This is a genomic window from Planomonospora sp. ID82291, assembly GCF_015711645.1.
Classification (GTDB): domain Bacteria; phylum Actinomycetota; class Actinomycetes; order Streptosporangiales; family Streptosporangiaceae; genus Planomonospora.
On sequence record NZ_JABTEX010000008.1, the window covers coordinates 53,559 to 76,792 of the forward strand.

General features: G+C 70.7%; 32 protein-coding genes. 26 read left to right on the forward strand and 6 right to left on the reverse strand.

From position 1 onward, the window contains the following. Positions 1 to 11 precede the first annotated feature (11 nt). The gene (locus tag HS045_RS31670) at positions 12 to 1,745 is read right to left on the reverse strand and encodes an IS1634 family transposase (RefSeq protein ID WP_196455293.1); all 1,734 of its coding nucleotides are present in this window, start codon (positions 1,743 to 1,745) and stop codon (positions 12 to 14) included. Between the two features lie 177 nt (positions 1,746 to 1,922). Between HS045_RS31670 and HS045_RS31675 the strand changes: the two genes are divergently transcribed. From HS045_RS31675 to HS045_RS31685, 3 genes are all read left to right on the forward strand, one after another. Further along, positions 1,923 to 2,387: a kinase gene (locus HS045_RS31675; protein WP_307827818.1), complete on the forward strand. Its 465-nt coding sequence runs from the start codon at positions 1,923 to 1,925 to the stop codon at positions 2,385 to 2,387. A 157-nt stretch (positions 2,388 to 2,544) separates the two neighbouring features. Then, on the forward strand, positions 2,545 to 2,886 hold the full coding sequence (locus HS045_RS31680) for a hypothetical protein (protein WP_196455294.1): 342 nt from the start codon (positions 2,545 to 2,547) through the stop codon (positions 2,884 to 2,886). An 88-nt stretch (positions 2,887 to 2,974) separates the two neighbouring features. After that, positions 2,975 to 3,424 (forward strand): hypothetical protein, encoded by a 450-nt coding sequence (locus HS045_RS31685; RefSeq protein WP_196455295.1) that lies wholly within the window; start codon positions 2,975 to 2,977, stop codon positions 3,422 to 3,424. A 228-nt stretch (positions 3,425 to 3,652) separates the two neighbouring features. On the opposite strand, the gene HS045_RS31690 is transcribed toward HS045_RS31685, so the two are convergent. Together HS045_RS31690 and HS045_RS31695 are read right to left on the reverse strand one after the other, a co-directional pair. Beyond that, positions 3,653 to 3,910 (reverse strand): hypothetical protein, encoded by a 258-nt coding sequence (locus tag HS045_RS31690; protein ID WP_196455296.1) that lies wholly within the window; start codon positions 3,908 to 3,910, stop codon positions 3,653 to 3,655. An 86-nt stretch (positions 3,911 to 3,996) separates the two neighbouring features. Then, a complete protein-coding gene (locus HS045_RS31695) occupies positions 3,997 to 4,509 on the reverse strand; it encodes a hypothetical protein (protein ID WP_196455297.1) in 513 nt (170 codons plus the stop codon). A gap of 531 nt (positions 4,510 to 5,040) precedes the next feature. Between HS045_RS31695 and HS045_RS31700 the strand changes: the two genes are divergently transcribed. From HS045_RS31700 to HS045_RS31785, 18 genes are all read left to right on the forward strand, one after another. Continuing rightward, on the forward strand, positions 5,041 to 6,195 hold the full coding sequence (locus HS045_RS31700; RefSeq protein WP_196455298.1) for a hypothetical protein: 1,155 nt from the start codon (positions 5,041 to 5,043) through the stop codon (positions 6,193 to 6,195). 202 nt (positions 6,196 to 6,397) lie between these two features. After that, positions 6,398 to 6,877 carry a hypothetical protein gene (locus HS045_RS31705; RefSeq protein WP_196455299.1) on the forward strand — a complete coding sequence of 160 codons (480 nt, stop codon included), beginning with the start codon at positions 6,398 to 6,400 and terminating at the stop codon, positions 6,875 to 6,877. A gap of 41 nt (positions 6,878 to 6,918) precedes the next feature. Further along, the gene (locus HS045_RS31710) at positions 6,919 to 7,503 is read left to right on the forward strand and encodes a hypothetical protein (RefSeq protein WP_196455300.1); all 585 of its coding nucleotides are present in this window, start codon (positions 6,919 to 6,921) and stop codon (positions 7,501 to 7,503) included. Then, positions 7,500 to 7,880 (forward strand): hypothetical protein, encoded by a 381-nt coding sequence (locus HS045_RS31715; protein ID WP_196455301.1) that lies wholly within the window; start codon positions 7,500 to 7,502, stop codon positions 7,878 to 7,880. The genes HS045_RS31710 and HS045_RS31715 overlap by 4 nt, the downstream gene beginning before the upstream one ends. A gap of 196 nt (positions 7,881 to 8,076) precedes the next feature. After that, positions 8,077 to 8,664: a VUT family protein gene (locus HS045_RS31720; protein ID WP_196455302.1), complete on the forward strand. Its 588-nt coding sequence runs from the start codon at positions 8,077 to 8,079 to the stop codon at positions 8,662 to 8,664. Between the two features lie 24 nt (positions 8,665 to 8,688). Beyond that, positions 8,689 to 9,315 carry a hypothetical protein gene (locus tag HS045_RS31725; RefSeq protein WP_196455303.1) on the forward strand — a complete coding sequence of 209 codons (627 nt, stop codon included), beginning with the start codon at positions 8,689 to 8,691 and terminating at the stop codon, positions 9,313 to 9,315. Positions 9,316 to 9,326: 11 nt separating this feature from the next. Further along, positions 9,327 to 10,148, forward strand: coding sequence for a phosphoadenosine phosphosulfate reductase (locus HS045_RS31730; RefSeq protein ID WP_196455304.1), 822 nt, complete (start codon positions 9,327 to 9,329; stop codon positions 10,146 to 10,148). 229 nt (positions 10,149 to 10,377) lie between these two features. Beyond that, positions 10,378 to 10,575 carry a hypothetical protein gene (locus HS045_RS31735; protein ID WP_196455305.1) on the forward strand — a complete coding sequence of 66 codons (198 nt, stop codon included), beginning with the start codon at positions 10,378 to 10,380 and terminating at the stop codon, positions 10,573 to 10,575. Then, positions 10,572 to 10,958 carry a hypothetical protein gene (locus tag HS045_RS31740; protein ID WP_196455306.1) on the forward strand — a complete coding sequence of 129 codons (387 nt, stop codon included), beginning with the start codon at positions 10,572 to 10,574 and terminating at the stop codon, positions 10,956 to 10,958. Before HS045_RS31735 ends, HS045_RS31740 begins: the two co-directional genes overlap by 4 nt. Then, positions 10,955 to 11,311: a hypothetical protein gene (locus tag HS045_RS31745; protein ID WP_196455307.1), complete on the forward strand. Its 357-nt coding sequence runs from the start codon at positions 10,955 to 10,957 to the stop codon at positions 11,309 to 11,311. The genes HS045_RS31740 and HS045_RS31745 overlap by 4 nt, the downstream gene beginning before the upstream one ends. Before the next feature lie 325 nt (positions 11,312 to 11,636). Then, positions 11,637 to 12,104, forward strand: a complete 468-nt coding sequence (locus HS045_RS31750) for a hypothetical protein (RefSeq protein ID WP_196455308.1) — start codon at positions 11,637 to 11,639, stop codon at positions 12,102 to 12,104. Continuing rightward, positions 12,101 to 13,600 (forward strand): hypothetical protein, encoded by a 1,500-nt coding sequence (locus HS045_RS31755; protein WP_196455309.1) that lies wholly within the window; start codon positions 12,101 to 12,103, stop codon positions 13,598 to 13,600. The genes HS045_RS31750 and HS045_RS31755 overlap by 4 nt, the downstream gene beginning before the upstream one ends. A 112-nt stretch (positions 13,601 to 13,712) precedes the next feature. Next, positions 13,713 to 14,435: a helix-turn-helix domain-containing protein gene (locus HS045_RS31760; protein WP_196455310.1), complete on the forward strand. Its 723-nt coding sequence runs from the start codon at positions 13,713 to 13,715 to the stop codon at positions 14,433 to 14,435. Continuing rightward, positions 14,432 to 14,869, forward strand: coding sequence for a DUF2493 domain-containing protein (locus HS045_RS31765; protein ID WP_196455311.1), 438 nt, complete (start codon positions 14,432 to 14,434; stop codon positions 14,867 to 14,869). The genes HS045_RS31760 and HS045_RS31765 overlap by 4 nt, the downstream gene beginning before the upstream one ends. Beyond that, on the forward strand, positions 14,856 to 15,212 hold the full coding sequence (locus HS045_RS31770) for a hypothetical protein (protein WP_196455312.1): 357 nt from the start codon (positions 14,856 to 14,858) through the stop codon (positions 15,210 to 15,212). Before HS045_RS31765 ends, HS045_RS31770 begins: the two co-directional genes overlap by 14 nt. Next, positions 15,205 to 15,585, forward strand: coding sequence for a hypothetical protein (locus tag HS045_RS31775; RefSeq protein WP_196455313.1), 381 nt, complete (start codon positions 15,205 to 15,207; stop codon positions 15,583 to 15,585). The genes HS045_RS31770 and HS045_RS31775 overlap by 8 nt, the downstream gene beginning before the upstream one ends. A gap of 271 nt (positions 15,586 to 15,856) precedes the next feature. Continuing rightward, a complete protein-coding gene (locus tag HS045_RS31780) occupies positions 15,857 to 16,576 on the forward strand; it encodes a hypothetical protein (protein ID WP_196455314.1) in 720 nt (239 codons plus the stop codon). A 294-nt stretch (positions 16,577 to 16,870) separates the two neighbouring features. After that, a complete protein-coding gene (locus tag HS045_RS31785; protein ID WP_196455315.1) occupies positions 16,871 to 18,238 on the forward strand; it encodes a DNA cytosine methyltransferase in 1,368 nt (455 codons plus the stop codon). 4 nt (positions 18,239 to 18,242) lie between these two features. Here the strand turns inward: HS045_RS31785 and HS045_RS31790 are convergent, their stop codons facing one another. From HS045_RS31790 to HS045_RS31800, 3 genes are all read right to left on the reverse strand, one after another. Beyond that, positions 18,243 to 18,662 carry a hypothetical protein gene (locus tag HS045_RS31790; protein ID WP_196455316.1) on the reverse strand — a complete coding sequence of 140 codons (420 nt, stop codon included), beginning with the start codon at positions 18,660 to 18,662 and terminating at the stop codon, positions 18,243 to 18,245. Then, positions 18,659 to 18,835 (reverse strand): hypothetical protein, encoded by a 177-nt coding sequence (locus HS045_RS31795; RefSeq protein WP_196455317.1) that lies wholly within the window; start codon positions 18,833 to 18,835, stop codon positions 18,659 to 18,661. The genes HS045_RS31790 and HS045_RS31795 overlap by 4 nt, the downstream gene beginning before the upstream one ends. A 191-nt stretch (positions 18,836 to 19,026) precedes the next feature. Then, positions 19,027 to 19,782, reverse strand: coding sequence for a GntR family transcriptional regulator (locus HS045_RS31800; protein WP_196455318.1), 756 nt, complete (start codon positions 19,780 to 19,782; stop codon positions 19,027 to 19,029). A 94-nt stretch (positions 19,783 to 19,876) separates the two neighbouring features. Here HS045_RS31800 and HS045_RS31805 point away from each other — a divergent pair, with 94 nt between their 5' ends. From HS045_RS31805 to HS045_RS31825, 5 genes are read left to right on the forward strand one after another with little or no spacing between them, the layout of a single operon-like run. Then, positions 19,877 to 20,296 (forward strand): hypothetical protein, encoded by a 420-nt coding sequence (locus HS045_RS31805; RefSeq protein WP_196455319.1) that lies wholly within the window; start codon positions 19,877 to 19,879, stop codon positions 20,294 to 20,296. 19 nt (positions 20,297 to 20,315) lie between these two features. Beyond that, on the forward strand, positions 20,316 to 20,600 hold the full coding sequence (locus HS045_RS31810) for a hypothetical protein (RefSeq protein WP_196455320.1): 285 nt from the start codon (positions 20,316 to 20,318) through the stop codon (positions 20,598 to 20,600). After that, positions 20,597 to 20,863 (forward strand): hypothetical protein, encoded by a 267-nt coding sequence (locus HS045_RS31815; protein WP_196455321.1) that lies wholly within the window; start codon positions 20,597 to 20,599, stop codon positions 20,861 to 20,863. The genes HS045_RS31810 and HS045_RS31815 overlap by 4 nt, the downstream gene beginning before the upstream one ends. Continuing rightward, positions 20,860 to 21,114, forward strand: coding sequence for a hypothetical protein (locus HS045_RS31820; RefSeq protein ID WP_196455322.1), 255 nt, complete (start codon positions 20,860 to 20,862; stop codon positions 21,112 to 21,114). The genes HS045_RS31815 and HS045_RS31820 overlap by 4 nt, the downstream gene beginning before the upstream one ends. A gap of 43 nt (positions 21,115 to 21,157) precedes the next feature. Next, positions 21,158 to 23,206 carry a hypothetical protein gene (locus tag HS045_RS31825; RefSeq protein ID WP_196455323.1) on the forward strand — a complete coding sequence of 683 codons (2,049 nt, stop codon included), beginning with the start codon at positions 21,158 to 21,160 and terminating at the stop codon, positions 23,204 to 23,206. Positions 23,207 to 23,234: the final 28 nt, after the last annotated feature.

Consider the following 23,234-nt stretch of genomic DNA (forward strand, 5'->3'; position numbering starts at 1 on the left):
CCGGATCTTGCTCAAGCGGGATCGAAGGCTGTCACCCGGGGCGGCGGAGCGATGGAAAGCGCCTGGTAGATGGCCTTGTGACCGGGCCGCAGCGGAGTGGTCTGAGTGATCGTCCCGGCCTCCCCGGCAAGGGTGACCTGCTTGAGCCGGGCGGTCTCCCGGCGGATATGGCGCCAGCTTTGCCCGACGGAACGCTCCGCGACACGGGTGAGGAGCAGGGCGAGCCAGCAGATCAGCACGTGGGCGCGGATGCGGTGTTCGAGCCGGTGGAAGACCGGCCGCAGCAGCAGCTCGGACTTCAGGTCGCGAAACCCGCGTTCGGCTTCCAGGAGGCTCTTGTAGCCCAGGGCGGTCTCTTCGGCGGTGATGTCGGGGTCGGAGGTGGCCAGCAGGTACTTGCCGTCGAGGTTGGCCTCGGCCTTGACCTTGGCGCGGTCGATGACGAGCCGGCCGTTCTTGTGCTGGCGGATCCACCGCTTGAGGGTGGGGTGGTCGCGCAGCGCGCACTCGGCCCGAACGTGCGCAGCTTCGGCGCGGGCGGCCGCAGCCGACAGGCTCCCCTTCCGGGTCCGGGCCCGGTCGCGTTCCCGCTGGGCGGCGATCCGCTCCAGTTCGGCTTCGATCCGGGCGATGGCCTGCTCGCGCTGGTGCCGGTCCCGTTCGGCCTGGTCGGGGTTGTGGCAGATGATGAACCGGACGTCGCCGGCACCGTCGAGGCGCACTTCCTTGACCCGCAGGTTGTCGCGGACGTTCTGGTAGCGGCCCTGCCGCGACAGCGCCTGATCGGCCAGGGTGCCTCCGTCGCGCATGCGCATCCCGGCGATGAAGTGCCCGCCCGCCCGGCGCAGGTAGGCGAGGTTGTCGGTGCTGGAGAAGCCGCGGTCGACCACGGTGATGACGCGGCCGAGCTTCCAGTCCCGCATGTCGTCTTTGACCTCGGCCAGGACCTGCTGGTCGCTGGTGTTGCCGGGCCAGCACCACACCCGCACCGGGATGCCCTCCTTGGTGACGGCCAGGCCGATCACGATCTGCGGCAGGTCGTCGCGGTGGTCCTTGGACTTGCCGTAGCGGCGGAAGGCGCGCTGCTCGGGCGTGTTGTCTTCTTCCTCGTCGCGTTCGAAGTAGGTGCTGGTGGTGTCGAAGAACAGCAGGTCGACCTCGAGGTTGAGCAGGTTCGCGACGGCGAAGAACACCGCTTGCTGGACCTGGCCGGTGGTGTCGGCCTCGGCCAGCAGGTCCATCGCCCGATACGCCTGGTCCTCGTCCATCGTGGTCAGGCCGCAGATGATCGCGTCCTCGCTGGCCCACTCGGCCGCCGACAGCTTGCTCATCGGCTCGATCGCCCGGTTGGCGACCAGCGCGAACAGTACGCGTTCCATGTTCGTGGTGAAGCGCCGCCCGTCGGTGGCCTTGGTGATCGCCGCGGCGATGTCCAGGCGCTTCCATAGCGCGTCCAGCAGCCATGATGTCCCGATCGGCCGGGAGTCGATCACTTCCATCGGGGCCGCTCCCGCCGTCAGAGCGGCCTCGGTGTCGTCGCTGAGGGCGGTTGCGTCCTGGCCGAAGTGCTTGGTGATCGAGGCGGCCAGGCGGCGCAGTCCGTCGACGTCCAGCCGGTCGATGCGGCCCAGGTTCATCAGCACGTCCGGCTTGACCTTGCCGTTCACCCGGCGGTTGTGTGCCAGAGCGGCGTAGCGGACGGTCGTGCCGTCGGCGTTGGTCCGCTGCGTGAACCGCAAGTACATGACCACACCGAACCACATGCAGCCCTGTTCTCGCAGGAGAATGCGAACCAGTCGTGTTACTACACTTTCGGGCCCGGAAGTCCAGGAAGTAGTCCTCGTGGAGCTCTGACCAGCCGTTACGCTCCAGCGATCACGCTTGTGTGTCTACGAACTGCGGAACCCGGGGGAAAGAGCAGCGTGGCCCGCGCGGTGCGCCAGGCCTACGGCCGCGGTCTGGCCCTGGTCGGCCAGGACGTGATCCGGCGGGAGGTGCTGCGCGAGCGTGATCGGCCGGGCGGGGTGAACATCGGATTGATTGACACGATCGTCCGGTACTCACTCGATCACGGCTACCACGTCCTGCTTGAGGGGATCTTGTACGCCGACCGCTACGGGGACATGCTGCAGTCCCTGCGCGACGACCACCGCGGCGCCACCTACGGCTACTACTTCGATGTCGCGTTCGCCGAGACGCTGCGACGGCACGCCACCAAACCGCAGGCCGCCGACTACGGCGAGAGCGAGCTGCGCGAGTGGTACCGGGAGCGCGACCTGCTGCCGGGCGGGTGGGAGACGATCATCGGCCAAGACAGCTCCCTGGAGGCGACCGTGCAGCGGGTGCTCGACGACAGCGGGCTGATGTCGGCACCAGCGCAGCGATGACCGCTGCGGCGCGGTCAGCTGCCCGGCGGGCGATGCCGGATATCGCGGCCACCGCGAGCGTGCTGCGGCGCATCCTGGCCGGAGTGCCCTGGACCTTAGCGCCGCCCCCAGCCACGATGCGGCGCTGTCCGAGAAGGGTGCGACGCTGGGGGCGTTCGTGAGCGATGGTAGCAACCTGGCGGAGCAGATCGCCGAAGTGCGGCGCCTGCTGGAAGTCGGTTTCACCGAGACCAAGGGCCAGTTGGCGTTGCTGCTGTTGAGGACGGAGACCGGGGAGCAGCGTCACGCCGAGCTGGCCGCCTCGACGGCCGAGCAGTTCCGGGAGGTCCGGGCCGAGTTGGAGAAGCACGACCTGCGGATCGCCGACGGGGAGAGGGAGCGGGCCGCCGCCGCGGCGCTGGTGGAGTGGTCCAAGCGCAAGGCGGTGTGGATCTCCATGGGGATCGGTGTCGCGGTGGCGGTCGTCGGGTGGGTGTTGCAGTACCTCGGCCGTACCTGACGGGGCACCAGACGGCGGATGCGACGTTAGGGCCGTTTCACGCCACTCTTCCCCGGTCGCGACATCCGATCTTCAAGGGGGAATCGTCATGGTTCACCGTAGTCCGGTGATTCCGGAGGCGTGGCTGCGGGCTGGCCGGTCGCTGCTGCAGAACGTCGTGTCCGTCGCTGTCGTCGCCGGTGGGCCCGCGCTGGCGGCTGCGGGTGACGGCGCGGATTTCAAGACGCTGAGTCTGTCGGGCGGCAGTGCCGCGCTGGCGGCGGTGCTGGCCTACGTCCACAACCTGGTCCGGCCGGCTGGTGCGGGTGAGGTGGGGCAGGTTCGGCTGCGGGCCGACCGGTCGCTGGGGCAGAACCTGGTGTCGGCGGCCGTCGTGGCCGGAGGCGCGGCGGTGGCGTCTGCGGGGTCGGTTGACCTGAAGGTGCTGGGGACGCTGGCGGCGCAGGCGGCGCTGGCGGCGGTGTTCTCCGGTCTGTACAACGTGGTGCGGCCGCTCAAGCCCGCCGGCGGGGAGGGTAGCAATTCCGCTGCGGCGTGAACGGTACCTATACTGGGCGTGCACATCCATCGCGAACTTGAGTCGCGGGTCCTTCCTGGACTGGCATGGGCAGTGCGCGGGCTCTGAAGGTAGGGGATCGCAGTTCAACCTCTCGAGGTTGTTCCCCCCGATGATCTGACAGCGGCCCGCGCACACCGCAGGAGACGTCATGAGGGCCTCCCCCACGTTGTGGGGGAGGCCCTCATGACGTGTGGGGGTCGGCCGGTTTCAGTTGTGGGGTAGGCCGGCGGACAGAAGGATCTTCTGAGCGAGTTTCCAGGCGCTGAACAGGGGCGCGGTGTCGGCGGTGATGGTGCGCAGGAGCTGCGCCATTGCGTCGGGGTTGCCGCGCAGGTGGGGGCGTAGGTTCGCGAAGCTTGTGTGGGTCAGCTGGATGAGCACGGCGGTGCGGGGCGCGGTGTCCAGGTGGTGGATCGCGCGGGCGATGGTGTCGAGCCGGTGCTTTCTGACCTGGGTGGCGTTCATGGGGACTCCTCTGGTGAACGGGGGACCGCTCCCCCCGGCTTCACTGAGAATTTAGTCCAGGGTAATTATTTTGGGCAAGTCGTGCCTCATAGGCCGGCGGTGACGGGCCGGTCGGTGCGGACGGCTTCACGGGGGTCGGCGTGCCGGCTGGCCCACTGGTCCAGTTCCGTCGCTGCGACTGCCGGGTCGGCTGCCGACCAGGAGGGGCGGACGCGGCGCCAGAGCGCCTTCGGGTCGCTCGCCAGGTGTTTGAGGTCGAACTCGCCGAACTCGTAGGCGGCGCTTTCGGCGTCCCAGCCGTTGCCGAGCGCCTCAGCGATGGTCTCCCAGTCGTCGCCGCGCATGAGATCGGCGACCATCGCCGCCTGGATGGTCCGGTTGACCAGGCGCTGGAGCGCCATGGCCTGCCGGGTGAAGTCTCCCGGCTGGCGGCGGGCGTCACCAGTGGTGGAGACGTTCAGCAGGCCCTCGTCGATCGTGTTGGCAAGGGCGGCGGAGTAGCCGATCCGTGCCACCTGGGCTCCGGTGAGGTCATCAGCGGCGAGGCCGGCGTCGGTGGCGGAAAGCTCGAACCAGTCGTGGTCGTCTGGCGTATGCATGAAGGGCTGGTCTCCTTGTGGCGTCGGCGGGGAAGTGGCGCCAGCAGAGCCGGGTGTTCTCTCGGCGGTGCGGTTAGGTGGTAGTGGTGTTTGTACTGGTACTTGTTGGTAGCTGATCACCAGGGTAGAGACGTTCGAAGCCATTCGTAAGACCCGATGAGTCGGAAACTCCTGCTTACCGAATGGTGAGTTGCACTCGCATTCAGGCGCTGAAACCCCTTCCGGCCCCGGTGCGGCCGGGGGCGAGGCGGCGGCGGGTACGGCAGTTGACCTCGCGAACGACACCGAGCTACGGTTCCACTGCTAACCATCTTGCACCTAAACAGTTGCAAGCTCGGGGATTTTCTAGGGTTTGCCGCGCCCCGCCGCCGACGCCGGTGGTGGGGCTTCGCGGTGGCGCGCAATCCCCGGTGCCCCCTTTTCGGAACGGAGCCCCCGATGATGACCGCACCCAGCCCGGAGACCACAGACGGGCCTTGGCGCCCGCACGGTCTGGCCACGCGCCTCCCCAGCGGCAGACCGTCATGGCCGGTGTTCTTCGTGGAGGGCGGCATGGAGGACGGCGGTGCGATCATTCACGCCTGCGCCCGGCTGACGGCCAGTCCTCGGACCGGCAGGGCGTTCTGGCTCGACGTCGGCGAGGGCCGCCAGGACGAGGCGGCCGTCATCGAGGGCGCCGACTACGAGGTGGTCGTCCACGACGGGTCGGTGCGCTCGATCATGGCGGCGCTGGAGGGCGTCCAGCAGGTCGCCGAGCAGGCTAACGCCGACGGTGAGCCGCCCGTGGTGCTCATCATCACCATGGTCGGCGTGTGGCGGCTGCTGTCGGACTGGGCGCGTGCCCGCTCCGTCCACAACAAGGCGGCCAGGCTCAAGCGGCACGAGGACCCTGACGCCGACATCGAGGTGACCCGCCACCACCGCAACGACTCCTACGACGTGCACACTTCCCTGGTGGCGGCGTTGCGCCGCATCCCGGGCATCGTGGTGATGACCGGGCGCGGCCACTGGGTCCACCCCACGGACAAGTCGGGCCAGCCCACCGGCGGCCCGCCTGAGTACGTCCTGGACACCCATTGGGGGCTGGGGTCGATCGCCACGATGTGGCTGCGGCTGGCAGGAGGCACCGTGCCGCAGATCGTCGCCGTCAATTCCTGGCGGGCGCCGCACCCCAGTGCGTTGCCTCCGCTGACGGAGGACTGGTCGCTGGAGGCGCTGGCGTTCGATGTGCTCGGCCTGGACCCGGCGGCGGCGGCCGTTCCCGAGGTGGTGGCGCCGCGCCCTGACCGCAGCCCGGAGGCGATCCTCGCCGAGGCGGTGGACAAGACCACCACCTGGGCGAGGATGGCGGAGCTGTACCGGGAGGCGCAGCCCGTCCACGCGCTGGTGGTCACCCACGAGCGACGTGAGGAGCAACTCGGCCCGCTGCTGGCGCGACTGGCTGAGGAGCGGGCGGTCAGCGACCCGCGCGTCGTCGCCGACCTGCACACCAGCATCGGCGTGGCCTCCTCGGTGCCCGCGTTGAAGCAGCTGCCCGATCAGATCATGGCGGCCATCCGCCTCGGCCAGGTGTCGGTGGCCGACCGCCGCCGCCTGCAGGTGAGTTACGGCGACCGCATGCGGGAGCTGCAGGTCCTCGAGGACGAGGTGGCGCGGCAGCGTGAGGCCGAAGAGGTCGGTTCTTGACGTCCTGGCCACCCGGGCAGTTCACCCGCCGGCGGCGGGTGAACTGCGCGCGGCGGCGCGGGCCGCCCGAGGGCAGGGCCCGCCGGGGGCGGCCGTTTCGGTTTCCCGGCCTCCGGCTCGTTGAGCAGTCCCGTCCGGCATGCGCGATGCGTGTGCCTGCTTCACCGATCACGACCGCCCGCCGCAGAAAGGTTCGACAGCGATGACCCGAGCACTCGCGCCAAGCACACCGGACATCTTGGACGGCACGACCCAGCGGGCGCGTGCCGCCGTGCTGGCCGCCGTCGGGCAAGTGCTGGAGGAGCTCACCACGTTGACCGTCTGGGAGACGGTGCCGCTGCGGAAGGGCGCGGCGTCGCGGTGGCGGGCCCATCTGGTCGATGTGGACGTCGCCGAGTTCGACCACAGCCGCCCTGACGACCTGCCGGACGATGACCCCGACAGCGGAGCGGATCAGCTCGCCGGCCACGGCGCCAGCGAGCAGGCTGCGCTCGCGGACCTGCTGCGGCTGCTGCGGCGGGTCACCTACGCGCGCGTCACGCGTTCGTGGCATCCCAGCCATGCCGAACCGGTCGAGGTTACTCGGGAGATCCGCTGGGACGAGCGTGAGGGCCGCCTGGTGCTGCTGGGTGAGCAGCGCTATCCGGTGAACGTGATCCGTTTGGGCGGGGGTGTGCGGTGACCGGTGGCGCGGGACCGGAGCGCGGGACCGGTCAGGGCGCTGTGACCGATCCGGCCCAGGCGGTCGACGAGTTCGGTTTCGTCCGCTGGCTCACCAGCAAGCAGGGTCCTGTCACCCGCCGCGACCAGATGACCAAGGCGGCGCTGGTGGCGACCCGTCCGGACGGGCGGCCGGTCATGGGGGTGGGTGACCGGATGGGCGCCTATGCCGGGGGACGGAAGTTCGGTGATGTGTCGATCCCTTCACCGCGGCTGTCGATCACGATCATCGACCCGGACCGGTTCGCCGCGTGGGCGCTGGCGGAGGGGTTCGCCACCGAGGTGGAGACGGTGCAGCGGGTGCGGCCGGGGTTCTTCAACGCGTTGAAGAAGGTCGCGGAGACGTCGGGGGCGGCGCGGGCCGACTTGAAGCTGGTCCATCCGCGTACGGGTGCCCTGATCGAGGTGCCGGGGGTGCAGGTGAGTGTCGCGGCGTCCACGCCGACGTTCACCCCGGCTGCCGATGCCGAGCAGGTGCTGGCGGAGGCGCATCAGCGCGGGGCGCTGGCGGCTCTGTTCGGCCGCGTGGTGGCCATGCCCGCCGTGCCGGCGGGTGACGATGACGACAGCGAGGACGGTGAGCGGTGAGCGGCCGCAGGATGCGCATCTACGGCGTGGCCGTGACCTACCCCGAGGGCAGTGACCGGCCGGGCTGGCGGCCGCCGGGCTGGCATGACCGGCACACGTTGTGGATCGACTTCTCTGGATGCGTGTGGGATGGGCAAGCCCAGCGGTGCAACGCCGAGGTCAAGGAGACGGCGGGCAACTTCGGCTCGGACTATGACCGCGTTGACGAGGATGGGCGTTTCCGCTGGCCGAAGGAGCGTCACTTCCTGTCCAAGCGGGCGGCCGAGCGGCGGGTGGCGTTGTTTGAGTCGTTCGGCGCGGACGCGGAGCTGGTGGTCTCCGACCCGGTGACGTGGCCTGCGGCGCAGCCGCGGGAGGAGGTGCGCGCGGGCGGGTGATCCCTGCGCGCGGGCGGGTGTTCTTCGCCCGGGAGGCGGCGGACACGAAAAGGGAGGGGCGGAGCCGTACGGTTCCGCCCCTCCCTTTTCGTGTCCGAGGGCGGGGTCGTGCGGGCCGTTGCGCCCGGTTGGACCTTAACTCGCCGCTTCGATTCGCTTCGCCCGCTTCTCCCACCTCGCCGAGAAGGGGCACTTCGTGCACGTTTCGCATCCGCTTCCGCCCACGGGTCCTGCCGCGCCGTACCACAACCTCCACGTCGGCTGGGAGGGGGTGGCCGCGTTCATCGCCTACGTTCTGACGATCCTGGGCGCCAACGTCGCGACCGCCAACTTCGGCATGGTGGCGGTGGGCTTCGGCCTGGCCGCGACCGCCGGCACCTACCTGGCGGGCCTGGTGCTGCTGCTGCGCGATGTCATTCACGATCTGCTCGGCCGGGGCGGGGCGCTGGCCGCGGTGGCCGCCGGCGCGCTGCTGTCGGGCCTGTGTGCGTCGTGGGCGCTGGCGCTGGCTTCGGTGGTGGCGTTCACGGTGTCGGAGCTGGCCGACATGGCGGTGTACACGCCGCTGCGCCGGCGCGGCTGGGCGCTGGCCGTCACCGTCTCCGGTCTGGTCGGCGCCGTCATCGACTCGGTGCTGTTCTTGCAGCTGGCCGGGTTCGATGTGGAGTCGGCGCTGGCGGGCCAGCTGGCCGGCAAGGCGTGGCTGACGGTGGTGCCGCCGCTGGTGGTGTCGATCGTCGCGAGGTGGCGGCGCGCGGCCCGGGTGATCGACGGCGACGTATGAGCGTCGGGCGGGTGCGGCGCTGCCGTGTGGTACCTGGCGAACCCGTCCACGGAGGCGGCCCGGGCGGCGATGCGCCAGCGGCGGATCGGGCTCATCGCCACCCCGGCACAAGGCAACCATCACGTCGACGGCGCGGTGTGGGCGGCCGACAACGGCTGCTTCGGCGCCGGGTACCCGGGCGACGGCGCCTACCTGGCGTGGCTGGCCTCGCGGCACCGGTGGGCGCGCGAGTGCCTGTTCGCCACCGCGCCGGACGTGGTCGGGGATGCGGCGCAGACGCTGGCGCGTTCGGCGCCGCTGCTGCCGGCCATCCGCGCCGCCGGGTATCGGGCCGCGCTGGTCGCCCAGGACGGCCTGGAGGAGCTGGCGATCCCGTGGCCGGCCTTCGATGCGCTGTTCCTGGGCGGGACCACCGCCTGGAAGCTCGGCGCGGCCGCGCGGGCGATCACTGCCGAGGCCGTGCGGCGCGGTGTGCCGGTCCACATGGGCCGGGTGAACTCCCTGATGCGGCTGCGATACGCGACGGCGATCGGCTGCGCCTCAGCCGACGGCACCTTCCTGACCTTCGGCCCTGACCGGAACCTTCCCGTTCTTCTCGGCTGGGTGCGTGACGTGACCAGCCAGGACGCCCTGTTTCCCCTCGATTTTTAGGAGCCACGCTCGTGGGTCTTCGCACGTTCTCGTACGGTGGCGGCGTCCAGTCGAACGCCGTTCTGGTCCTTCAGGCGCAAGGCAAGCTGCCCGACGGCGGGTTCGACCACTTCCTGTTTTCCAACGTCGGTGACGATTCCGAGCATCCGGAGACGCTGCGGTACGTGCGGGAGGTGGCCCAGCCGTTCGCCAAGGCGCACGGCATCGACTTGCGCACGGTGTTTCGGCGGCGGCGCGACGGCAGCACCGAGACGTTGTACGGCCGGCTGACGAAGCCTGGGTCGAGGTCGCTGCCGATCCCGGTGCGGATGGGGGACACGGGGGCGCCGGGGACGAGGTCGTGTACGGCCGATTTCAAGATCAGGGTGATCGGCAAGTGGCTGAAGGAGCACGGGGCGAGCGCGGACGACCCGGCGACCGTCGGCATCGGCATCAGCCTGGATGAGATCCACCGGGCCAACGCCCGCCGGGTGGAGCCGTACGAGCGGATCGTCTACCCGCTGCTGGATCTGAAGCTGCGCCGCACCGATTGCCTGCGCATCATCGCTGACGCCGGCCTGCCGAGGCCTCCGCGTTCGGCGTGTTTCTTCTGTCCCATGCACCGGCCGGGCACCTGGCTGGACATGCGCCGGGAGGAGCCGGAGCTGTTCGAGCGGGCGGCCCGCATCGAGGACCTGCTGAACGAGCGGCGCGAGGAGCTCGGCAAGGATCACGTGTTCTTCACCCGGTTCGGCAAGCCGCTGCGTGACGTCGTGCCCGAGGGGGTGGAGACGCTGCCGTTCGGCGACGATCCGGGGGACGGCTCGTGTGACTCGGGTCATTGCTTTACCTGAGCGATTCGCTCCCTGGGCAGCCGGAAGCGGACCCGAATCGGTTCGGCAACAAATTGATAAACGGGCACGGCTTTCCGTTCATGGACACAGTTAACCACAGTTCAAGACGATCACATAACAGGCGCTTCTACCTGCGCAATCTCTAAAAGATCTTGGCGATTGGACGTTAACTCGCATCTGTGCTCTCATCCTCCAACCCGGTCCCCGCCGAACAGAAGGATCTCCTGCGTTGAGTTTCGCGTTCCCCTCCCCCACCCGCCGCCGCGGCGCCCACTCCCCCGCGACAGCCGGGACGCACGACCTCGCCCCGCATTCGGAGGAGGAACTCGAGCAGTGGGTCGCCTTCCTATCGGCCCCTGACCCCGAGGTCCCCGGCCACCGCCAGCCGTACCCGGCCGCCGACGTCGTCGTCTGGAGCCGCCGATGAGCGCCCACGCCCCCCGGCGGCCGCCCGAGCATCTTCCCGCGGCGGCCGACAGCCTCGACGCTCTGGCCGCCACCATCGCCGGCCGCCTGCGCCGGCGCGGCGTCTACGTCACGACGTACACCACCGCCGGCGAGCGGCGCGCCCTTCAGCGCGCGGCCGGTTTCGTGCGCCGCGACATCGCCACGCCGATGCATGTGCGCTCGGGCGGCGGCGTCCTGGCCGTCTGGCTCGACGACAACGGCACGAGCGGCCGCCAGGCGGCCCACCGCGCCAACATCACCTTCGCCGAACTGTCGGCGCGCGCACGCAGCCAGCGCCGCCGCGGCGGCGCATCCCGAACGATTCACCTTGCGACCCACGACCCCTGCGGAGCCCGACCATGACCACCACCCACGACGTCCCCGCCGCCGGGATCCGGGCCGTGCTGCACCTGCCGCTCGAGGTGCTGCTCGCCGCCGCGATCATCCGCACGCTGCGCGGCGGCGACCGGTTCGGCTACCGCCACCAGCGCCAGGACCTTCCGCTGCTGGACCGGGCCGTCGAGCTGGCCCGCGCCGAGGTGACCCCCGCGACGATCACCTCGGCGGCCGACGACGGGCTGTTCGTCGTCTGGTGGAGTCCCGGTGACGATCCGCGCACCGCGGCGCACCCGGCCTGGCCGCAGGCCCTGAACAGCTTGGATTCGGCGTGCGGCTTCCGGCAGATGACCGCGGCGGCCGCCAGGGGCGCGCAGTGATCCTGCCCGCCGGCCACCAGACCGGCGGCGGTGCCACCCGCCATCTCGGGCACGACCGCCCCGGCGTGCCCCCGCGCCGGGAAAGAACGCTCGCTGGGACAGGGCATCCCACGCTAGATTTCGATCTCGAACATAGAAGCGACAACGGCGGTCCCATCAGGGACCGCCGTCGCGGCCGGGAAGGTGCGGGAACACCTCTGCCCGGCTGTGCCTCGACTCATCTCCCGCTAGAGATCATGAGGAGGCTGCGGTGAGCGTATCGAACGCTGCCCGAAGTCTGAACAGTACCGCGCGCCCTGGCGTGGTCGCGCTGCCGCTTGCGGAGGTGCGTGACGCAACGATGTCCTTCCGCGCCCGCGGCGTGCTCGCGTTCCTGCTGGCCCGTCCCGATCGCGCCTGGACGGCCGACGACCTGGTCGACCACGGCACCGAGCGGCGGGCCGAGATCGCCGTGGCGCTCGCCGAGGTGCACGCCCGTCCGGGCGTAGCCCTGCCCGGTGACGACGGCACCATCGCGGTCGCCAGGGAGGCCGCATGCGACACCGCCGTGTCCTTCCGCGCCCGCGGCGTGCTCGTCTTCCTGCTGGCGCTGCTGCCCGACCCGCGGGCGCGGCTGCCGCTACTGGCCGAGCTCGCCGACTGCGGAACCGAAGGCCAGCAGGCCGTCCGCAAGGCCCTGGCCGAACTGAAGGATTGCGGCTACTACGCGGTCGAGACCGGCCGCAGCCCGAACGGCGCGTTTCGTTCCCGCTCCCACCTCAGCGCGACCCCCGGTGAGCGGGGTGAGTGGTGAGCACCTACTCCGACGGCGGCCGCATCGAGGTGGACGGTCCCGACGGCTTCCGGATGATCCCGGACACCATGCTGTTCAACATCCGCATCAACGACCTCGACGTACGGCTGTACGGGGTGCTGTTGTGGCATGGGCGTGGTGGCCACGGCATCTTCCCGGGCCGCAAGGTCTTGGCTCAGGAGCTCGACAAGAAGAGCGTGCGCACCATCGACGCCGCCTTCGAGCGGCTCCAGGCGGAGGGTTACCTGACCATCCACGCCCGCTACAACGACGACGGCGGCCAGGACCGCAACCTGTACCGGCTGCACTTCCACTCGCTTCCTCCCGAGCAGCGGCAGGTTCGCCGCGCCTCCAGTGCCGCGGTGGACCCGCAGGTCGGACCCCCGGCGCAAAAAATTGCACGGGGGTCCGACACGGAGGTGCCCGAGGCAGGGGGCGCAGAAAACTGCACGGGGGGTGGCGCAACGGATTGCACGGGCCCCGCGCAGAAAAGTGCGCACCAAAAGAGAAAGGAACCTAAGGGAAAGGAAGATCAAGAGAAAGAAAACCCCCTTCCCGCCGTAGGCGATCTGACGCGCCGTAAGGCGCGCGCCGCGGCCGTTCCGGCCGGGAAGGACAACCAGGCATCGACGACGGGCATGACGGCCAGCGGGCAGCTGGCGGCCGCGGCGGCCCCCGCCGTGCCGCCGCCGCCGCCGACGTTGACGGTGTTCGCCGCCCTGCCGCAGGCACTGCGCCGGCGCATCGGCGCCGACGCCAAGGGCAAGGTGCTGAGCGCGATCGCCCGCGAGATCGGCGTGCACGGCCGGACGATGGCGGAGATGGTCGAGCGCGTCGGGCGCCGGTGGGAGGGCTGGCAGCGGATGAACCCGCACAGCCGGATCTCCAACCCGCTCGCGGTGGCGTTGACGCTCGTCGAGCGCCGCCACTGCGCGAACGCCCGCTGCGAGGACGGCCTGGACCTCGACAGCGGCACCAGGTGTACGGCCTGCTCCGGCCGCGGGCCGCGCCGTACCGCACCTGGCGGCGAGGCGGGTCCCGCACCAGTGGTGCCGCTCCGCGGCGCGAACGGGGCCGGGCAGCGCGTGGTCACGCAGGCGCCGACGTTTCCTCCGGTGGCCGAGGTGCTGGCCTTTCGCCCGAAGCCGGAACCGGAGCCGCAGGAGGTGTTCCACCTGACGCCGCCAGCCCCGGAGCGGCCCGCCAAGGCGCAGGCGCTGCAGGCGGCTCGGCAGGCCGTGGGACACCGGCCGCTCACCGCACGGGACCGAGAGCTGCAGGACGCGATGAAGATCATGTGCCCGCTAGCGCTGTGCGGCGCCGACGAGGGTGCGCTGTGCGTCAGCCGCGACGGCGTGGAACTGCTGCTGCGTCACACGCACGGCGCCCGCGTGATCGAAGCCCGGCAGCGGCGCCTGGCCGGCACCCTCGACGACGAGGTGGCCGCGACGGGCACCGCCGCCGGCGACGCCCCGCAGCCGGAGGGCAGCGCATGACCACCACGCGAACGCACCCGACCGGCCCGGCCACGGCGGGCGCGAGGCGACCGGTCAAGACCATGTCCGTACCGATCACCGCTGGCCGCGTCGCCCAGGAGGTGCACCTGTGATGCCGTTGACGACGTTCCAGGTCGGGGCGCGGCTGCGCCGAGCCCGCCAGGCCGCAGGCCTCACGGAGCAGGAGGCCGCGGCGCGGGCGGGCATGGATACGGCCCGGCTGTGGCGGCTGGAGGAAGGCCGCGCCTATCCGACGCTGCCGACGCTGGTACGGCTGGCGCCGGTGCTGGGGATCTCCATCGACCACCTGGCCGGTCTGGCCATCGGCCCGCAACAGCCGGACCTGCCCGGCGACGGCCAGGTGGCCGCGCCCGAGCAGGTGACGCGGCCGCGTATCGTCGTCGACCCGGCGGTCAACTCCGGCAAACCGACGATCACCGCCGCCAACGTGCCGGTCGCGGCCGTCATCAGCGGCTACCTGGCCGGTGAACGCCTCGAGGACCTGTACGGCCGGCACGAGATGGACCGCGCCGCCCTCCTGGTGTGCTGCTGGTGGGTGGCCCGCTACGCCAAGCAGCGAAAAGCGTGGAAGCAGTGGCTGGAGACCTGGGAGCCGGTGCTGTGCGCCATACCGGTCGCCTACGACGAGGTGCCGCTGCCGCCCCGCCGGCTCGGCCCCGCCTTCGCGCCGGTGGCGCTCCTCGAGGTCGGTTATGCCGGCGGGCAGGGCGGCCAGCCGGTGGACGCTCCCCCAACGGGCCCGGGCGGTGAGCGCGCCGATGCGGCCCGCCGCCACCCGGCGACATATCGCGGCCGCCTGACGGTGGCCGAATGATCGGCTGCTGGCGGGTGCTGCTGACCGGTTCACGCTGGTGGACCGACAAGCAGCTCCTGTGGCGGGTGCTCGACGCCATCCTGGCCGTCCACCCCGACATGGTCGTGGTGCACGGCGCCTGCTACCCGTCGCCCGGCAAGCGCGGGCAGCGGCCCGAACGCTCCGCCGACTGGCTGGCGCACCTGTGGTGCCAGGAACGCGGCGTCCCCGAAGAGCCGCACCCGGCCGACTGGGATACCCACGGGCGGGCCGCCGGCCCCATCCGTAACCGGCACATGGTCAAGCTCGGCGCCGACGAATGCGTCGCTTTCCTGCACGCCGGCTCCCGCGGGTCGCTCGGCTGCGCGCTCCAGGCCCACAATGCGGGCATCCCGACCCGCCCCTTCCGCCCCGCTCGCCCGCGAACTCCGAGGAGAGTCCTTGCCCGCACCTGAACACCCCCTGTGGCGTACGACGGCCTTTCACCCAGCGTCGGCCGACTGGTGGCTGCTGTACATGGACGACTCCCGCGACGACGGCTACCGCATCGCGCCCCTGCCCGGCTGGCTGCTGCAGGAGGCCATCGAGCCGGACGCCGCCGCGCCCCGTACGCGCGTCGTGGCCGCCGACCATGAAGCAGGCGAGCTGGTAGCCGCCGACCGCAGGCCCGGTTTTTGGCAGGTGCTGCCGCCCGGCTTCCCCCGCGACCGCGCCCTCCTGATGGTGGCCGAGCGCAAGGCCGCCGCAGCGGCCGACCCGGCGCTCACCGCCCACCCGTCGGCGGTGGCCGGTGACTGAGCGGCTGTGGACACTGGAGGAGGCGCGCGCCGAGCTCGTGCGCCGCGAGTGCCGAACCGGGCACGACCTCACGACGGTGACCGCAAACACCCTGCAGCCTCATGATCCGGTTGCGCTGCTGTGCGAGCGGTGCGGAAAACGGTGGCCGGTGGGCGAGCCCGCCAGTCGGGAGACCGTGGCCGGGTACGTGGTGGTCGACGCCGCCGCCACGGCCGGGGACGGCATCGGCTCAGCGATGACGCCGCGGCTGCGCGCCGACGCCGACCAGGCCGGCCAGGACCTGGCTTTCTGGCAGCAGGCCGCCGGCGCGGCCAGCGAACGCATGCGCCTGCGCGTGGCCAAGGTCATCGTCTTGAACGCGCCGGTCACCTGATCAAGGCCGCACGATGCGCGAAACCGGGAAGGCCGGGCGCGCCCCCGCGGGGGCGCCCCCGGCCCCATGTCCTGGGCGGCCGACTTTACCCGGGCCCGGCCGCCTGGAGTGCCGCCTCGCGACAGGCACAGCCTCGCTTTCCCCTCTGCGCGTACAGGCAAAGGAGCGAGACGATCATGACCCTATCGCAGCGCCCGGCAGGAGCCCTTCACCCACGAATGGACTCCTCTATTAACTATCTTGTACTTTTAGTGATGAGTAAGCGGGGCCGATGGGTGCGGCTGATCAGATGCACCCGTCGGCTCTGTCCCACCCGCCAGCCCCCACCCTGGAGCACAACCACCTGATGTACATGCGAGCCCTTGAAGTCGAAGAGTGGCCAGCGTACGGCCGCATGGTCGTCGTCTCCCCCCGCTTCGACGCCGTCTACTGGCTGGGCGACCGGCACGCCCGCCTGCACCAGACACCCACCAGCTACACCGTCGCCCTGGAAGGCCCCGGCCGCCACCTGCTGAAGGCCCCCGCGACCAACCACCTGGTCACCTTCGAGAAGGTAAAGGACTACTACTCCCCCGAGTGCTTCGACCCCGAAGCGGCATGGGCGTTCGCGATGCTCAACCACCCCGACGTCATCCAGGAAGTGCTCTTCCCGCCCTACATCGCCGACCTCACGAAGCGCCCCCGCGCCCGCCACCTCCTCCCCCCGCCAGACGCCCCGTGGCAGGGCGACAAACTGGCGCTACTGCCCCAGCACCGGCTCGCCGCCTGGTGCTGGGACGACCCCGGCACCCTCGATGGCGCCGACGGCTCGATCCTGTACGGCGCCCCGGTACTGAGCAGCGGCGCCATCCACTGGGGCAAGATCGCCCGCCACAGAATCCGCCCCGGCGAGATCACCAACGGTGTGCGCGTCCTGGAACCCGACGCCGCCCGCGCCGTATGGCAGCTGCGATACGAACTGTCACGGTACAACCGCGACGAAGAGTACTGACCCGCCCCACGTAAACCCCTGACCACCTCCAGCCCTCCCGGCTGCGACCAGCCGGGAGGGCATGCACCACCCGCAGACTGACGCCTGCCTTCCGCATCGCACGCTCCCCCGTGCCCTTTCGCGCCGCCCTCTGCCGCGGCGCCCAGCGCACCGGCTCCGCCCCGCCGGTCGTCGCCCGCCAGCGCATCGCATCCGTAGCGGGCCGACAACGCCGCACCCCGGGGAACGCCGCCGCCCTCCCCCATCCGCGTACGCCGCCTGCGGCGAACGCTCTGTTTGTCATGGAGCCCTCTCGTGCACGCCTCCAGCGCTCTTGCCGCCCTGTCCTCCTCTCCCTACCGCAACCTGTCCGTTCCCGACCTGCTAGCCCTATTCGCCGACCATGCCCGGGCCGAACACGCCGCCCACGAACTCCTGTGGCGTGCCCCCGGCACCGGCCATCTGGACCTCGAGCGCGCGATCGAAGACGCCGACCTGCACCAGACAGAGATCATCATGGTGCTGCGCGAGCGCCAGCACCCGCACTGCGATCAATGCGCCTACCCCGAAGGCACCGGCCACCACTGGGACTGCCGCCGCCACCCCATGCGCGTCCCCACCCTGGACGACGCCCAGCAAGCGGGCCTGTTCGACACCACCTCCGAACCGGACCGCACCCGGCCGATCGTGGCGCCATTCGCCGGCCCCGGCGGCTTCGACGTCGGCGCCGCCCTGCTCGGCGTCGAGGAGCTGATCGCCGGATACGACCTCGACCGCGACGCGGTCGCCACCGGCCGCGCCGCCGGTTTCCACCGCGTGCAGGCCGACGTGCGCACCCTGCACCCGCCGAAGTTCACGCACACGACCGGCGCGCTGCTGACCCCGCCGTGCCCCTCCTGGAGCGCCTCCGGCAAGCGCACCGCCGCCACCGACCTGGAGCTGCTGTTCGAGGCCGCCATGTGCCTGCACTCCTACCGGTGCGGCTGCGTCTGGCAGACCCTGCGCGAGCAGGTCAGCGACCCGCGCACCGCGCTGGCCATCGAACCCATCCGATGGGCGGCCGAGCTGCCGAACCTGGAGTGGCTGATCGCCGAACTCACCCCGGCCACCCGCCCCCTGTGGGAGGCCTTCGCCGAGGAGCTCTACGACGGCGGCCCGCTCGTGGACATGGGCTGGGCCTACCAGGAGGTCATCGAGCTGGACGCCGCCGACTACGGCTCCCCCTCCAGTCGCCGTCGCGTCTTCCTCGTCGCCCACCGCACCCGCTTCCTGCGCCAGCGCGACCTGCTGCCCGAACCCGGCGAGTTCCCCGCCCTCAGCATGGCCGCGGCGCTCGGCTGGGAGCCCGGCCACCAGATGCGCACCCGCGGCAACCGGCGCACCTCCGGCGGCAACCTGTTCTCCGCCGACCGGACGCCGTCGTGGTGCCTGACGGAGAAGGCGCGCGGCTGGACGCGCGAGGCCGACGGGCGGCGCCTGGAGGCGGCCGAGGCGGGCCTGCTCAACGGCTTCCCCCGCTTCTACCCGTGGCAGGGTTCCCGCAGCAAACAGTTCCTGCAGATCGCCGACATCGTCTCGCCGATGGTCGCCGCCGCGCTGCTCGGCTACGTCCTGGGACTCGACTGGCGTCCGGCCGTCCACGCCCACCTGGCCGCCCTGTACGGCGCCGCCCAGGCAGAGTGAGCGGTCAGGGGATCAGGTCGATCTCCAACTCGATCCCCATCCGGTCGGCCAGTGTGACGAGCGGATGCGGGTTCGAGGTCACCACGGGGATGTCCCGGCGCCGGGCGGCGTGAACGACGCTGGCGGCGGTGAGCTGCTCGGCAGCGTAGGGGCCGGCGGCGCGCAGGACCTCCGCCACGCCGGGCGCGCTGCCTGGTGTGAGGTCGTCGACGACGCAGATCTCCATGCGTACGAGGGCGTCGAGGACGGCAACGGCCGCATCGGGGATCTGCGCGAGCGCCGCAGTGACCGCGGGCGCGGTGGTGACGACGGGAACGATGTAGCCCTCGTGCTCAGCCCGGGAGAAGATGACCGCGGAAACGTAGGGGGATGAACGGCGCGCCCAATGAACCAGGGAGCTGCTGTCCAGAACGCGACCGATCACGCGGCGTGGGAACGACGCCGGGCGAACTCCTCGTCGCGCTGACGGGCGAGCGCGAGCATGTCGGCGGGCGGCTCGCCGCCCATGAGCTCCCGGAGCTGGGCGAGGGTTCTCTCGCGCTGCTCATCGGAGTAGGGCATGCGTTCCTGCTCGGTGATCCCCTGCTCGGCGTCCATGCCGTTCAGAGTACCCGCCGGACATCGTTAGTCACCAGAGGTCAGGTCCGGATGGAGCCGCTCCCGGTGGGCAACCAGGAGCGGGAGACTGCTCGGTTACCGAACCGCGGTACCGCGGTGGAGCCGAACCCGGTGGCCGGATTCGGAAGTCGCCGCCGGCCGTAGTATCCGCCGCCGACAGGTGTGAAGCCTCACCTGCGCGCCTGGGTGAATTTCAGGATGTAGCTGTCGCCGGGCAGGGCTGTCACGCACACAGCCCTTACCGTGTCGCTGTCGTCGATCAGCGCGGTGACGCTCTCCAGGACCGTGGTGGCCGGCGGCAGGTTCTCCCATGAGGTGGCCATCCGGCTGATCACGCGGGTCTCCAGCCGGGTGACGGCCACGCCCCGCTCGGCGAGCAGGTCCAGCAGCGGTGGGTCTGCGATCGGCGCCGGGTCATCCAGCTCGGGCACCAGCGCGATCAGGTCGGCCAGGTAGTAGGCCGCTTTCGGTTCCGCGCCGAGGGTTCGCCGGCGCACCACGGCGGTGGCGCCGGGCAGTAGGTCGGCGACGGCTTTCGGGGGTGCCAGCTTGGCGACCTCGATGGCGTCACCGGCTTGCTCCCCCACGCCGTGGAAGGCGACGTCGATGTCGGCGCGACGGTAGACGCGAAGGGAATACCCCTTGCCGCGCTCGGAAACCAAGATGCCCTGGTTGACCAGAGCCTTCAGCGCGCTGCGGGCCGTGTTGTGAGCGACGTTGAAGCGGGCGGCGAGCTCTTTCTCTGACGGCAGATCCTCACTGTCGTACACGCCCTTTTCGATCTCGACCAGGAGAGCCCTGGCGATCCCCGCGTACGGTGGCTCGCCCGCTGTCGTCATTCGTTCCGCCATTCTCAGCCCGTGTTGCTCATGTGCGACACCCAGGGTGACAGCTCTGTTCAGGACAGCGGTATCGGTCAGAGCCATCAACGTCAACTTTCTTCCTCATCTTGCGCAACATACTCAATGAAGTTAACTTCATTAATGAAGTTAGCCAAGAGGGCGTTCTGAGGAGGTCCTGATGTTCTGGAGCATGATCATCTGGTTGGCAGTCGTCATCACTGTCCTCACCAGCCGACCTGCGAGCGACGACGACATCTCCGTCGGCGAGATGGTGCAGACCTTCAAGCGGCTTCCCTGGGCCGGGCGCATCGCGGTCATCGGCGGCGTTCTGTACGGGCTCGGCGGCATGCTCCTGGCCCTGGCCGAGCGCCTCGGCCGCCTGACCTTGTTCCTGGTCGGCATGGCGTGCGCAGCCGCGGCGGCCCTGCTCATCGTCACCGCCTGGCGGGTCCTGGCTCTGCTCGGCCTCATCTTGCCCAGCCCCGCTCAGATCAGCGGCCCGCTCATCGACCTCGCCCGGCAGTTCGGCCCGGCCTTCCGGCCTGCGGCCACCGACCGCCCCTCACCCGCTCCCGCTTCCGCGCCCGCCTTCGTCTGAACCTCCGGAGACCCGCCCCATGCCCACCCTGATCGCCCCACCTCAGCGTTGCTCCAGCTGCGACGGCGCCGGCCAGCACGCCTACGCCGTCCTCCCCGACGACGACTCCTTCACCCTCACCTGCTGGACCTGCAAGGGGCACGGCAGCTACCGCGACTGGAGCGCCCGCACCACCGCCGTGCTCAACTTCGCCGCCGCCCTGGTCATGGTGATCCTCCTCGCCCTTCTCGCCGCCGTGGCCGCCGGCCTGCCCGTCCTGGCCGACCTGAACAACCTCCTGTCCCTGTCTTGGGCGGTGCGATGAACCCCCCGCGTGAGGCACCCGCCGTGGCGGTCATCGCCGTCTGCATCGTGCTCGCTCTGCTCTTCACCCCGACGGCCGCCGCCGTCGCACTGATCGCCGCCGCGGTCATGGCCGTCACCGTCATCACGGCCCTGATCCTCTGCGCTGTCCGGATCATCACCTCCGACCGCGCCGCCCACTCCCACTTCGCCGCCAAGCAGCCCAAGCGCACCTTCCTGGGCCCCTACCGGCCCATCCGCAGGAACCGGAGGACCATCCGATGAAGCCGACCGTGTCGCTTCGCACCGCACCCTTCGCCGCGACGCTGCCGCTGGCTGTCGCCGTGATCATCCACCCCGCCTCCACAGCTCATGCCCGGCTCGCCTGCGGCCTGTACATCGGCGTCGTCATTCTCGGCGTGCTGGCCGCCACCGTCATCACCTGCCGACGCCGCGACCGCATTACCCGCACCAATCTCACCCCCGAGCAGCTGGCCCGCCTCCTCAACGGCGAACGCCACCGCCCCACCCCTTGACCAGCCCCACCTGCCCTACCCGCACAGCCCGTAAGGAGCCTCCGTGGTTCACCCGCCCGCAACGCAGCCCCGCTCCGGCGACGCCGCCAACGACGAGTTCGTTCTCAACGGCCAGGTGATCAAGCGCGGCACGCTCCTGAACGGGCACAAGTCCTCCTCCGCCATGTGGACCACCCCGCTGCGGGCTCCACTCATCGTCCGCGACCCCAAGCTCGTGGGCCGTTACGGCGTCCGCGTTGCCGTCCGCACGCCCGGCCGCCTCCTGGCCGCCGCCGTCCGCGGCACCGGTGTCCTCGGCGTGAACTGGTGGAACTGGGTCAACGCCACCCACGCCACCGCCCAGCTCCTCGACAAGGGCAAATTCAGCACCGCCGACGCGGCAGGACTGGAGCTGATCAAGGAGCAGCGGCGCCTCATCTCCGCCAAGGCCGCACTGGCCGTCGTCACCGCCGGCGGACTGCTCGCTCTCACCCAGACCTGGCCGCTGCTCATCGGGCTAGGCGCCACCGGACTGCTCACCGCCGCCATCGCCGGCCGCCGCACCACCGCCGACCTGCAGGCGCTGAACGCCTCCACGCAGTACGCGCTGGAAAGCCAGATCATCGACGCCAGCGTCTCCAGCGAGCAGTTGACCGAGGCATTCGCCTCCGCCGGCATCATCAAGGCGGACCAGGAAGTCTGCCTGGACGGCGTCCGCATGCCGCACCACGACGGCATCGCGCTGACTCTCACCGTTCACCTTCCGCCTGGCCGCACCTACAAGCACGTCATGGCGGCCAAGGCCGCCCTGGCCTCCGCGCTCGACATCGACGAGCGCTGGCTCGACATCGAGCGGGTGCCCGGCAGCGGCCGCCAGGTGTCGCTGTGGCTGGCCGACAGCGACCCCTACGACCGGCCGGCGCATTCCTCACCGCTGACGAGCGCCTCCTCCTGGGACCTGTGGCAGGCCATCCCGTTCGGCACCGACAAGCGGGGCCGCCGCGTCAGCCTGCCGCTGATCTTCACCAGCGTGCTGGTGTCGTCCATGCCACGCATGGGCAAGACCGTCGTGCTGCGCATGCTCGCCATGGCCGCCGCTCTGGACGCGCGCACCCGGCTGTACCTGTGGGACGGCAAGGGCGGCAAGGATTTCTCCCCATTCCAGGGCATCGCGCACGGGTTCGGGCGCGGCGTCCGCGGCGACACCGTCGAGAGGCTCTACCGCGCCCTGTGCGACCTGGTCGCCGAGATGAACGACGTCTACGAGCGGCTCGACGAACTCGATGACAACATCTGCCCCGACGGGAAGATCACGCCGGAGATCCTCGCAGACCCCGCGTCCGGCATCGACCTCAAGCTGATCGTTATCGACGAGGCGCAGCGCTACCTGGAAGATCCCGCTTGGGGGCCGCTCATCCTCGAGAAGCTGGTCGACCTGGCCAAGGTCGGGCCCGCGCTCGGGTTCGTCGTCGTCATCGCCACGCAGAAGTCCGACGCCGAGGCCATCCCGTCGTCGCTGCGCGATCAGCTCGGCACCCGGTTCGTGCTGCGCGTCATGACGTGGCAGGCATCCGAGGCGGGCCTGGGCAGCAACACCTACAAGGCGGGCTACAACGCCGCCGACTTCGAGCGCCACCACAAGGGGTGGGGTCTGCTGCGCGGCGCCGAGGACGTCGAACTCGGCGGCGACGTCCTCGTCGTGCACACCGACTACGTGGACATCCGCGACGCCCGCCGGGTCGTCGAGCGGGCGACCGCCCTGCGGGAGGAAGCCGGCACGCTGCCCGGGCAGCGGCCCGCACCGGCTTCCGCCTCCGCTGGGGCGCCGGCCGATCCGGCGCAGCGGGTCCCGGCTCTGCTCGCCGACATCGTCGCTCTGGCCGATGCCGAAGGCGCGCCGCGGCTGTCCACCACGGCGATCATCGACAAGCTGGCCCTGGAGATGACACCCAAGGCGCTCGGCGGGCTGCTGGCCTCGTGGGGCTGCCCCGTCGGCAAGCAGCAGATCGCCGGGCGTGAGGTGCGAGGCCCGGAAGCCGACGATCTGCGGGCCGCCGTCCGCCGGATCACCGCCGGCGGAGACGTCGAGGTCAAGGTGCGCCGTGCCGCCTGATGCGCCCGCCTCCGGATGCGTCGCCCGA